This is a genomic window from Coleofasciculus sp. G3-WIS-01, assembly GCF_040223135.1.
GTDB lineage: Bacteria > Cyanobacteriota > Cyanobacteriia > Cyanobacteriales > Coleofasciculaceae > Coleofasciculus.
Window position 1 is genome coordinate 19,132 of the sequence record NZ_JAVJZI010000170.1, and the last position, 12,718, is coordinate 31,849.

A 12,718-nucleotide genomic window follows, 5' to 3' on the forward strand; every position below is an offset into this window, starting at 1 on the left:
GTTTCATGTCACATCCCTACCTAAAACAATTAGTCCCTGGTTTAGGCGTGAATCTGATCAGAAACGTCTACTACCTGTTGTCTCTTTTATTATTATTGACACAGACAAGGGAAAACAAGCCGATGATATCCGCTTAGAATCAGAACCCTCTGTTCAGCTTATCTGGCGCAAAGGAGATGACTATGTTTCTCTAGCTACAGGAAAAAAGGTGTCATTTTGCCCGGTTATGAATTTGGTCAGAGTGACTTCTTTCACTGTGAAATTTTCCCAATTTTACCCGGTTGTGAAGATGCCAACGGCATTGACTTTGTGGCTATCCCTCGTGAATCTTTTATCCTCGGCAAAGATAAAGCAGAAGCCGTCTATTTTCCCAAAATACAGGAAATCATCTGGTCAAAAAAACAAGAAGAATGGGAAAAGAATAGTATTGCCCTAGATCTAGAATCAGATGGGAATAGAATCTGGCAGTTTGCTTTACTGGAACGGGGAAAACCACCAGTCAAATTAACGGGACACGAATTGTCGGATGAAGAGGTTCGGCGTGAGTTTGATGAATTGACGGCAGGAAAAAGAGTGATTGGGCATAATATCAAGGCATGGGACTTAACTATTTTGCGCCAGAAAGGTTGTGATGTTGACAATGTTGATATAGTTGACACTCTTGAGGAAGAGATGAAGCTTTGTCCACTGCGTCCCTGCTATGCACTCAAGACAAGTCACAAAGCGACTGAAGATGCTGAAAAAGTGCTGGAACTAGCTATTAATCAGTACCAACGCCGTGATGAAGCGCCAGAAACCATTCGCGAAAAAGCTAAACAAGAGTCCGATTCATTTTTCCTCCACTCTGAGACACCTCTATGGATGCAGGCAATCAACTCACTCCTTAAGTGTAAATCTAAAACTCTGATTATTGGACCCTCCGATTACGCGGCTACCTTGATGCAACCGCCCAAAGCTCAAGTTATTCAACCCACAGCAACACCCATTTTCTTTGAGGAAGGTGGAGAGGAATTTTTCCAGCGTTATGTTGAAGACGTTATAAAACATGGCTATAGACCCATTGCTGAACTCGCTCCGGCTATTTTACGGCAAAATTGGAAATTAGGCGAAGAGACATCAATTCCAGATATTCCTGCTGATGTTAATGTTGTCTACTGTACCTTTGCTAATTACGCCCAGATCAATATCCGGAAAAAAATTGAAGCTTGGGGCTTTAATAAAAGTTATTTGCTATTTCCCGAACTAATTCCCTTTGATTCTCGGCGTTTGATCCGGAACCTGACATCTGAAGAAGAAAATGAAAGAATTAATGCTCAGGGGTTGTGGACGCGCTTTGGCGTCGGACGCAGTTATGTTTCTCTGGAAAGGCTTGGTCTTAAAAAAGAAGCTTTATTAAAGGAAAATGATGATTGCCAAGGGCTAACTCACTTCTGGTTAGAGAAAACGATTAAAGGAAGAATTAAACTGTGGGGATGCTTAACTGAAGCCTATTTTGAAGATCATGTCCCTAAACGGCAATACCATTCCATCATCAAAGCTAACCATTCAGCTGAGTGGTTTATACCAGGAGAAAAATCTTTAGACTGTCGGAGGATACCGGAAACGCCTTCCCGGGCTGATTATTGGCATAATCTTTTGCCATTCATATCTCATTACTGTGAATGTGAACAGCCTGGTTGTATTATATTAGCGGTGACTGAATCTGAGGAAATTTCTCCGCTTCATCAGCTACTTGAAGAACTGTCTCGTACTCGCAAAATTAAACGTGATACTATCTTAAGTTATGAGAAAAATCAGGGAGATTTACGCAGGACATTGCGGCGACTGACGAAATCTGAAAATTCTCTTTTGCTTGTTCCTGTGCGACTACTGGAAAAGGTAGTTTGGGAATGGCAATCTGTCTCCGAAATGAGTTCGGCGAAGCTAACTATTTTACTGGAATCTTTACCCCTTCCGTTGATTCCTATCCTAGATTTAGTCAAGTCAGATTCTGCACCATTGAACTCCAGCCTATCTGAAGGGGAACTGGGTGAGAACGAACAGAATCCAGATGGAGAATCCAATAATCGTGAGGATGCAGATGATGAATCTATATTAGCAGAATCAGAAAATGGAATACCGTCCGCTTTATCAGAGATAAAAGTTAAATGTCCCAACCCAACTGATACGATCAAGGCTTGCATTCCGGTGCTGATAAAAACTGCTCTGGGATTTGCCAATAACTCCTCTGTTCGCTTAATTTGCCTTGATCCTCGTTTAAGATCCGCTAACGTCAAGGAACACAATAATTTTTGGCAGAACGATGATTTAAATTTAAAGGAAGGGCGAACCTTTCCAGATACCCTGGAAACAGTAAAATCTTATTTTCATCAACCTGAACCGTTTAAACTCCCTGACGAGAAAACTTGGAAACCAGCAATAGAACGAGTATTTATTCCGGCTGATTGCCAACTAAGCGATGAGCAGATGCACCATCTCCGAGCTATCCTCCCACGGGATGATCTAGATCATCGGTTTATCAGCCTTCCTACAGGCGGTGGAAAGTCTGTTCTTTTCCAAGCGCCTGCACTTTATCGAGGATATCACACTAATCGTCTAACGGTGGTCATTTCACCCCTGAAAGCCTTAATTAAAGATCAAGAGCGATCTCTACAAGAAAAAGGCTTTATTAATACGGTAGACGGGTTAACTGGAGATTTGACGCGGGAAGACATTGAAGAGTGTTATCAACGGATTCGCACCGGGGAATGTTTACTACTCTATACAGCGCCAGAACGGTTCCGTAGTCAATCGTTTCGAGAAGCATTAGAGGAACGTTTTTCCAGAGACGGTGAACCCGAATATTGGGTTTTTGACGAAGCTCACTGTCTTTCGCTTTGGGGGTTAGACTTTCGCCCTGACTATTTTTATGCTGCTCGCTTTGTAACTGAGCAACGAAAACGTGGCAGAAATGCCCCAATTCTCATCCTCTCAGCGACGCTCACTCAGCAGGTTAGAACTGACTTAGAAACTATCCTAAAAATCAATCGTTCAGCATCAGCAGATCAGCCATGAATTCTACCAATATTCCGGTTCAAAGCTATCACGCCTTGGAGTTCCACCCGATTCCCCCAGAACAGTCTCATGATTATAAATATGCCCTGAATGAAATTTGTACGATTTTGGCGGCTGAGATGAACCCAGCTACAAGCAGGGCAATTATCTTTATCAATAATCGCCTCAAATGCGAAGAGTATGCAGATAAGCTTAATCAGCAATTCCAGGAAGCGGGACAGCGTAATTTTCGGGTTGGTTTTTATCATGCAGGAATGAAACCCGAAGCCCGCCAGGAAACTGAGGAGGAGTTTCGAGAGGGCACAAAAGTTGTAATTTTGGCAACCAAAGCATTTGGGATGGGCATAGATGTTCCTAATATTCATTTTGCCTTTCATTTACAACCGCCGGATTCACTAGAAGACTACCTGCAAGAGATTGGAAGAGCTGGGAGAAACGAGCAGAAACGGCAAGATGCTGAACTTCGAGATGACAAAGTACGCTGCATTCTCTTCTACAGTAAAGAAAGCTTTGCCAAGGCGCGATCGCAGATGCAGAGAAACCGCTTACACTGGAGTGATATTGAGGCAATGCGAGTCGCGATCGCGGATTATCAAACCCAATTCGCCAACCGCTCCAATTCTTTGATTATCCCGGCTGATCTGATTACAGAATCCGATTCGCTAAAAGATAAAACGAATCCGGAAACAACTCAGCGAATGTTGCTGCATTGGCTAGAAAAATTAGGGCGAATCGAGTTGGGCGATCGGGTAGTTTCCCACGTTGACCTATCATTGGGAGTCGCTAACCTGTCAACTCACTCCAGCTTAGGTGAACGGATACGTGATCGGGGAGGGACAACAGAAAAGTGGGTCAGTCTTTCACTATTGGACATTCAAACCTGCTTAAATCTCAATAGTTTTAGTGAGGTTTTTCAGGAACTGTTTCGACTGCATCAACAGGGTATCATTTGTTGGCATCGTCATTTCCGCATCAAAATGACAAAATTTGGTCAAACGGAAATGGCAAGTGACAAAGATAAGTTATGGTTGAACGTTTATCAATTCCTATTGCAGTTAATCGGTGAATGGCGACAAAAAAGCTTGAATGTGAAAATAAGTCAATCTGACATCGAAAAAAGGTTTACTCAGAAAGCTAGTGAACTTTTCCCCCGATCGAATGAGTCACCCACTCCAGAGGAACGGCGTTTCCTCAAATCTTGGACTCCGATGGTACGTTTACTCAATAAATTAGATGGTATTAAAATAAGCACTCGTTTAGAGCGAGGTATTATTTATGATATCCGAATTCAATCGAATGATCTGGACAAGAAACTCGATCGGATTCAGAAAATTTGCCAACAGATTTTACCTCTAATCAAGCAAGGACATGAACAACAAAAGACCATTAATCTGGGTGACTTGATGCAAGCCGCCGCCATCGATAATCCTGACCGTTTAAAAGCCGCTCTGTACTGGATCAGAAGTCTGGGTTATATTGCTTATCAGCAGGATTTTCTGCCAACTTCACTCAGCGTTAAAATACAAAAGCGATTTACTGAAGCTGTTTTAGAAGAAAACATAAATCAATCTGATAGTCAGATTCAAGAAGACTTTAATAATTACTTTTTACTCAAGGAATGGCGATTAAATGCCTTGGCAACACTAACAGAAGTTCCGGAAAGCCATCAACGTGAGTTCATAAAAGACTATTTTGCTTGTAAAAATATTGCCGAAATTCAAGATTTGATTTTGAACCAATTATCCGGCAATAGTCGATTGGGTCAACAACTTCGCCAAGACGCTTTTGAGAAAGCAATAGCGGAATTAAACAAGGAGCAAAAAGAAATTGTTGAGGCTTGTCCGAGAAACTCTCTCATTGTTATAGCTGGACCCGGTACAGGCAAGACGAAAACACTGTTACTATGTGTGGCTTATCTGATTGTAAAGCAATGGGAAAATCCGGCAGATATTCTTGTGCTGGCGTATAATGCAGCCGTCGTTGCCGAATTGCGATCGCGCCTAAGCCGACTACTCCGTGATTTAGGCTATGCTAGCGCTTATGGGAGTCTGCCTATCTACACATTTCATGGCTATGTCCGCCGCACTTTAGGCAATCAGTTGGATGAAAATTGTTCTCTAGAAAACTATCCAGCAAAGTATTTGGAAATCACGCAAACGAATAAAAGCCTAATTAGACCCGATAGTCGTGATGCTCCTCATTATATTTTTATTGATGAATATCAGGATATAACTCAAGAGCGCTATGAAATGCTCAGGCGGATCAAAAGTGACAATACTAAACTGATTGCCATTGGGGATGATGACCAAAGTATATACGGATACGAGCGCAAAAATGGGAAAGAATCTAAGTCATCTGTTTCTTATTTTAAACGGTTCGAGCAAGAGTTTGACGCCCACAAAAAAAGTTTGTTTATAAACTATCGCGCACTCTCACCACTTCTCGATGTAACCGAAGCATACATCAGCCGAAATTGCCATCGTTTGCGACAAAACCAACTTCAATCTGGACGTAGGGATGAAGAGACATTAACAGGAGAAGTGAAGCTAGAAAAAGCGAATAATGCTCATCTTCAAAAAATTCTCGAAGCAATTGATGAGCTATTAAAGCGTCCTCATCTTTGTTCTCTTGCCGTTCTCTTCCGGACTAATCCTGAACTTTACCGCATCTTAGGTGATATTCGAGATCGGTTTGGTAAAAGAACTTATATTAGAGTTCAAGGTGGGCGAGAGCGGTTTGCTGATCTACGTGAAGTCGCTGTTTTGTTGGATCAACTCAAACAAAACCCGGAACAGAAAATTGGGTCATTCGCAGTAAACATCGAAGAGCGCACTCAGGAGTGCCTGAAACCGTATCAGGGAGTATGGAGTAAAAGCTCCTATGAATTTTTGGAAAAAGCGGCTTTATCATTTGAGGAGAGCTATTCTCCTGATACACCGATCTCAGAATTTATTGAACAGATTGAAGATATTCGCCATCTGAGCGAACTCACCTGGTTTTCTAAGCAATATCAACAGCAAAATCAGCCAGGAAAGCCAGAGATTATACTCTCAACCATTCACAAAATTAAAGGATTAGAGTTTGATGCTGTACTAATTCCGGCTGCCGATTGTAGTAAAGATATTTCGGACAAAGAGGAGATTGAAGAAGAACGACGGGTGCGTTATGTTGCCATGACACGAGCGCGGGATTATTTGTATTTAATCGAGGGGGAGCGTGAAGAACGATTAGCCGCAGGACAGCCTATTAAGGCTAAGGAAAATGGGCAGCTAGGGTTAAAGTTTGATTCAGGTGACAGTTATGTAACTAATAATGAAGTAATGTTTACTCTTTTCAACTTCGCTAATGATAACTATGCTAGATTTAAGACGCAGCGAGAACTCACAAACGGAAAGGGTCAGGGGTTACAGGATTTAATTTTCCAGCAAATCGGTGAAGGTGATCCATTAGAATTAATTTGGGACAGGGGAAGAAACCAAAGCTATTACCATCTTTTTCACCCGATACTGAGAACCAAAATTGGCAGAGTTACGCCAGAAAACTCCACCTACATTCGGCAATGGTTCCCCAACCAGAATGGCTTACAATTACAAGGTATTCGCGTAACTAGCATCTCGCGTTTTCGTGTTCCCAAGGAAGGCGAAAATGGATTTAAATTCAACCAGAATCTGTGTCAATCCGTGTTGGCGCAGGGATATTACTACATCGTCAACTGTGCTGGATACTTACGATCTGAGGATGATTTCTAGCCCAACATTCGATAACAGATGTAAGAAATTTTACCTAGGGAATTAATTCAAAACCCTGTCCGACTAGCAAGGGCGAAGGATCAAGTCGGGGCGGGTTTAGTCACATCAGGGTCTCAAAAAAAAGGATAATAGTGAAACCCGCCCCTACAGCTCTCAAAACTCCTCTCCCCTGCTAAATTAGCAATAACACTGCAAGCGCGATCGCGTCGGTTCATGGTTAAAAAAAATAAATTCCTTCCACGATTAGCGTTGACAACAGTCGTTGTGCTGATTAGCGGGAGTGTCATAGCCTATTCTCTGTTCATACAACGTAATCTCTGGCTAGAAAATGCACCAGTGGGGGCAAAACTCGTCCCTCAAGACACCCTGATCACCGCATCGGTGTCTACAGATCCCGATAAATGGCGACAATTGCAGGAATATGGAACGCCCACCACCCAAGCGGCGTTGATGAAACAACTCGCCCAACTGGAGAAAAGCCTGCTAACAGATAACGGCTATGACTACCAGAAGGATATCCAACCGTGGGTAGGGGAAACGGTAATGATTGCCTATGGGAGTGATAGTACATATGCACCAGAAACAGAACCGGGGCAAACCTCTTCTGTCGGATTACCGTTTATCAAACTCCCCGACTTGATCCTCTTACCCATTGACAACCCCGCCCAAGCCAGACAAATCTGGGATAAAACCAAGTCTCAGAAAGTCACCCAATTTGGCGAGAGAAGCTATCGCGGGGTTCAAATTCGCCAAACCCAAAAGGAAGGTCAAAACTATTCAGTCGCCGTCTTGGAGCGTTTTGTCGTGGTTACGTCAAATCCCCAAGCCATGAATCGGGTGATTGATACCTACAAAGGTGCGGCGTCTGTGGCGGCTACACCGGGATATATTGAAAATTTGGCTAAAATTGACACCGCCCAGGGGTTTGCTCAAGTGTACTTAAACCTACCCGTCTTTACCGCAACCGCCGCCGCCAACTCCACGCGGGAGCTTCCCCCGGAACAGTTGGCTCAAAGCCAACCCCAGCAAGGGCTGGCGACAACTCTATCCTTGGAGTCTGATGGGATACGTTTTCGCGGGATTTCTTGGCTCAAACCCAATAGCCAAAACACCTATCCGGTAGAAAATACCAGTAGCCGCTTACCCAGACGCCTCCCCGCCAATACCCGATTAATGCTCAGTGGTAGTAATTTAGCCCAATTGTGGAAGAGTTATGCCCAAAACGCCCCGTCTAATCCCCTGATCCCCATTCCCCCGGCGAATCTAAGTGCAGGTGTACAGACAATCTTGGGTTTAAATGTTCAAGAAGATTTATTACCCTGGATGGCGGGGGAATGGGTAATCGCTCTCATCCCCGCAACTGAGGATTTGCTCATCCCGCCAGAAAATCAGCCGCCGCCAACCCTAGGGGCGGGTGTAGCCTTAATGATTTTATCGAGCGATCGCGCGGGTACAGAAAAAGCTTTCCTGCAGCTTGATCAAGTCATGGAAACGCGCTATCAGTTTACCGTTGAAAACACCCAAATCAATAGTCAACCTGTGGTGCAGTGGATCTCTCCCCTAGGAGGCGTCACCGCTACCCATGGCTGGTTAGAAGGGAATATCGCCTTCCTCACCTTCGGCGCACCCATTGCTAATGCCATTGTCCCTCAACCTCAAGCCCCCTTGACTCAAACGCCCCTATTTCAGCAAATCGTACCCACAAAACCTAGCCCCCATAACGGTCAAGTTTTCATTGAGGTTGAGCGTACCTTAAATCGAGATAATTTAAATCTGCCTCAACTTCCCCCTCAACTTGATGAGATGATTCAGGCAATCCGTGCGATCGGTTTTACGTCGGCAGTTGAAGACCAGCACGATACACGCTTTGACTTATTTGTCAAGCTAAAAATAATACTACCGTCCAATCAAGTTCCGATTCCTCCTTCCCCAGTACCATCCCCTTAACGTTTCCAGATGAGGGCAAGAGGGGCAGGGAGGGAAGTTCTAGGAGCCAATTTGTAGGGGCTTCTTTTGACCGATAACGTTACTCCAGAAACCGCTAACTTGAGTAAACCCGCCCTGATGGGGGAATGGAGTATAATCTCCTTGTTTCCCTCTTCTCCTCTTCCCCAATCCCCAAGAATCCAGAAAATCGTTATGATTAGGTTTTTCGCCTCTCGTCAAAGGCAGCAATCCCGATAGGATAATAGTAACGCAGCAATTTATTTACAAACGATTGAGTCGAGAAGCATATTTATGGATCTAGTTTCACTCCAAAACAGCTTAGATAATATTTCATTTGCAGTTCTCCTGGTAACCATGCTGCTGTATTGGGTTGGGGCGGCGTTTAAGAACATTCCCTATCTGCCCACCTTGGGCGGAACGGGTATGATCATCGCCAACCTGTGTATCGCCGCGTTACTCGGCGCCCGTTGGTTGAATGCAGGTTATTTTCCCTTAAGCAATCTCTATGAATCTCTCTTTTTCTTAGCCTGGGGGATCACAGCGATGCATCTGGTAGCGGAAAAAATGAGCGCGAGTCGTTGGGTGGGTGTAGTTACATCCCCCGTCGCCATGGGAATTACCGCATTTGCTGCTCTGTCACTACCTGCGGATATGCAACAGGCGGAGCCTTTAGTCCCAGCGCTGAAATCCAACTGGCTGATGATGCATGTCAGTGTGATGATGCTCAGTTACGCGACACTAATGGTGGGAGCACTGTTAGCGATTGCCTTTTTAGTCGTGACTCGTGGTCAAAATGTTGAACTGCGAGGTAGTTCTGTCGGTACAGGTAGCTATCGCCGTAAAGATAACTTGACCGGGAATGCTTCATATCAGTTAAAACGGAATCAGGATAACCTCCAGCCCCAGGTGAGTGGCGATAATGGGGCAATGGCGATGAGTTGGCAAGACAAGTCGGGTTCCACAAGTACAGCCGTTCTAGATGCTGTCACGTCTGCTCCATCCTCCGCATCAGAGTTGCGTCGCGCACCCACCCTTTCTCCCCAACGTCTAAACTTAGCGGATACGTTAGATAATATTAGCTATCGGATTATCGGGCTAGGATTTCCGTTGCTGACAATTGGCATTATTGCCGGTGCAGTTTGGGCAAATGAGGCATGGGGTTCGTATTGGAGTTGGGACCCAAAAGAAACCTGGGCATTAATTACCTGGTTAGTGTTTGCCGCCTACCTTCATGCTCGCATTACCCGAGGCTGGCAAGGACGCCGACCTGCTATCCTAGCGGCAACAGGATTTGTTGTAGTCTGGATTTGTTATCTTGGGGTGAATCTATTGGGTAAAGGATTACATTCCTACGGCTGGTTCTTCTAAGGATTCCAGGACTGATCAACGCGACAACAAAATCGCTTACCGAAGTCGGGGGAGCGCCAAACAATCGCCGTGTCAGGCGTCAGTTGAACGGATCGATCTGTCAATCATGATTAAGCACAAAAGTAGAACGTTAATCGGGGAAAATGGGCGTAGATAATCAGTTTGAGCCACTTGCTAGTGGTGAAGTCTTATCCGTTGACGAATCAGCGCAAATTTTAATTGGGCATCATACCTTCCGAGTAGGCGAATTGGCGGACGCGCTCAAAACGCAGCTTGAGTATGGGTTAAGTGAATGGACTCAAGACAAGGATGCCTGGTTTAGTGAGGAGGGTATCTCCTGTGAAGTCTTGCGATTTAGTTCAAGTGGCTGGCAAAAAGGCAAGGTGAGAATTAATCTGGAATTTTGTCCTCAGGTAGCTGAGGATGAGGAGCCAGTAGAATCGATCAGTGGGGAAGATGAGAGTGAGGATGAGTTCCCTGTGGCAGACTTCTCAACCACCATGGATCAGGAACTCGATTTAGAGCAGCCGTCTATGAGTCTGGATGAGGAGGAGTATGAATTATCTGCCTTCAGCGATGAGGAGCAACAGCAAGACCGCCCTAGTGACATCTATGATGAGATGGAGCAAAGGGGGGCAACTTTCCCAATGGAGGAATTAGAACAGGAAGAGCCACCTTTTAATTTTGAGGATGACTTCGAGGAAATGTCTCCCAGTGCGGAGGAAACATCAGTTAGCTTTGAGGATGACTTCGATGAACTCTCTGGTGATGAGGAAGACACATCAGTTAGCTTTGAGGATGACTTCGATGAACTCTCTGCAGGTGATGAGGAAGACACATCAGCTAGCTTTGGTGATGAATTCGATGAACTCTCCCAAAGCATTGAAGAAGAGTTGGAGATGGAAGAGGAAAGCACCAGTAATGATGAGGAGTTACTAGATCTGGGAGCGATTGCCACAGAAAGTGATGAGGAACTTGATTTTGGTCAGTCCTCTGCTAGTGATGAAGATGAGTTTGATTTGAGCGATTTATCCTCAAGCTTCGAGGAGGAGGAGAATGATAATGATACAGACTCGCTTCTTGATGATGTTTGGCAAGAAATGAGTCAAGAAAGTTGGCGAAGTAATCAGTAACGTTGTTCCTGTTGGCTCAATTAACAGGTTGGTAGCTGATGAACTTGTAAGCATGTCTAAACGTTCAGATTGGACGCCGCTTCACGCCCGTATTCATCAAACGCTAAAGACAAGGCAGCTCTTAGCGCCGAGCCGTCATGTTTTGGTGGCTGTATCAGGGGGACAAGATTCCCTCTGTTTAATGAAACTGCTTTTGGATTTGCAGCCGAAGTGGAAATGGCAGCTCGCTATTGCCCATTGTGATCACCGTTGGCCCGCAGACAAAGGGTTGGCGGATCACATTCAACAACTGGCTCAGGGTTGGGCAATTCCCTTTTATCTAGAAATCGCGGCTCAAGTGACTCAGAGTGAGGGAGCGGCTCGACAATGGCGTTATCAAGCATTAGGTAAGATTGCCCAAGCTCATGGGTTTCAAGATGTAGTCACAGCTCATACCCAGAGCGATCGCGCGGAAACGGTTTTGTATAATCTGATTCGAGGCACAGGGGTTGATGGTCTACAATCGCTGACCTGGCAACGTCCTCTAGTCCCAGGGGTGCAGCTTGTGCGCCCATTACTAGAAGTCACCCGTGGGGAAACGGGGGAGTTTGTGGAGCAACAGCACCTACCGGTTTGGCTGGATACCTATAATCAAGATCTGCGCTATGCTCGCAATCGCATTCGCCAAGAGGTGCTACCTTATCTCAAAACTCATTTTAATCCGCAAGTGGAAACGGTTGTTGGTCATACAGCAGAACTGTTACGCGCTGATGTTGAGTATTTAGAGACGGCGGCGCAATCATTACGCGAGCAAGCCATGGTTTCTACGAGTGAGAATGAACCCAAGACAGCTCGAAAACTCAATCGCTTAGTCTTGCGACAAGCTCATCTCGCCCTACAACGCCGTGCTATTCGACAGTTTCTAGCAATTGTCCAATCGACGGCTGCCAATTTTGAGCAAATTGAAGCAATTACGGCTTTAATTAATGCACCCAATCGCTCTGGTACCTCATCCTTTCCAGGAGGAGCAAGCGCTCAAGTCCAAGGGGACTGGATTATTTGGCACGACAGTCAGGGGGAGTAGAGGAAGCCATGTAGAAACGTGCTTTTGAACAAAAGTTGAGCGCAGTCCCTACCTATAATCCTGATTTAGGTAGGGTTAGCGAAACACCTACAATTTTGGTATAATACTAACAGGTACGGCGACGTTTGTTCGGCACGAGATGGTACCTAGAAAACTTAAGATTAGGCGGTTCCAGTAGAGACTATTTGTTACAATAACGCATCTAAAGGGTAAAAATCTTAGAGCGTTTATAAGACTAATAGTCTTATCTCCATAGTAGAAATTGCTTGGAGGGGAATAAAGGCAAAAGTTCCTGATAACCACCGAGAACAGCATTTCCCAGTGGTAAAAGCAGGGAAAGAATCACTAACTAGATTACTTGTAATTAGTTAGGGTATGTTCAAGTCAGTGAATGAAATACCGCA

6 protein-coding genes are annotated in these 12,718 nt (G+C 44.8%); all 6 read left to right on the forward strand.

Annotation, left to right across the window (positions count from 1 at the left end):
• The first annotated feature begins 216 nt into the window (after window positions 1-216).
• The 6 genes from RIM23_RS16650 to tilS all read left to right on the forward strand — a co-directional run bounded on the left by RIM23_RS16650 (window position 217) and on the right by tilS (window position 12,314).
• A complete protein-coding gene (locus RIM23_RS16650) occupies window positions 217-3,054 on the forward strand; it encodes a DEAD/DEAH box helicase (protein WP_446368300.1) in 2,838 nt (945 codons plus the stop codon).
• On the forward strand, window positions 3,051-6,803 hold the full coding sequence (locus RIM23_RS16655) for a UvrD-helicase domain-containing protein (RefSeq protein WP_446368301.1): 3,753 nt from the start codon (window positions 3,051-3,053) through the stop codon (window positions 6,801-6,803). The genes RIM23_RS16650 and RIM23_RS16655 overlap by 4 nt, the downstream gene beginning before the upstream one ends.
• 249 nt (window positions 6,804-7,052) lie before the next feature.
• Window positions 7,053-8,750: a DUF3352 domain-containing protein gene (locus RIM23_RS16660; protein ID WP_446368302.1), complete on the forward strand. Its 1,698-nt coding sequence runs from the start codon at window positions 7,053-7,055 to the stop codon at window positions 8,748-8,750.
• 291 nt (window positions 8,751-9,041) lie between these two features.
• Complete coding sequence (gene ccsB, locus RIM23_RS16665; RefSeq protein ID WP_446368303.1) at window positions 9,042-10,118, forward strand: c-type cytochrome biogenesis protein CcsB; 1,077 nt, start codon at window positions 9,042-9,044, stop codon at window positions 10,116-10,118.
• Window positions 10,119-10,261: 143 nt separating this feature from the next.
• Window positions 10,262-11,251 carry a KGK domain-containing protein gene (locus tag RIM23_RS16670; protein ID WP_446368304.1) on the forward strand — a complete coding sequence of 330 codons (990 nt, stop codon included), beginning with the start codon at window positions 10,262-10,264 and terminating at the stop codon, window positions 11,249-11,251.
• A gap of 52 nt (window positions 11,252-11,303) precedes the next feature.
• Window positions 11,304-12,314 (forward strand): tRNA lysidine(34) synthetase TilS, encoded by a 1,011-nt coding sequence (gene tilS, locus RIM23_RS16675; RefSeq protein WP_446368305.1) that lies wholly within the window; start codon window positions 11,304-11,306, stop codon window positions 12,312-12,314.
• Window positions 12,315-12,718 lie beyond the last annotated feature (404 nt).

Bases quoted from the DNA above. Each gene is read 5' to 3' on its own strand.
- RIM23_RS16670 (WP_446368304.1), top strand. From the start codon at position 10,262: ATGGGCGTAGATAATCAGTTTGAGCCACTTGCTAGTGGTGAAGTCTTA.
- RIM23_RS16655 (WP_446368301.1), top strand. From the start codon at position 3,051: ATGAATTCTACCAATATTCCGGTTCAAAGCTATCACGCCTTGGAGTTC.
- ccsB (WP_446368303.1), top strand. From the start codon at position 9,042: ATGGATCTAGTTTCACTCCAAAACAGCTTAGATAATATTTCATTTGCA.
- tilS (WP_446368305.1), top strand. From the start codon at position 11,304: ATGTCTAAACGTTCAGATTGGACGCCGCTTCACGCCCGTATTCATCAA.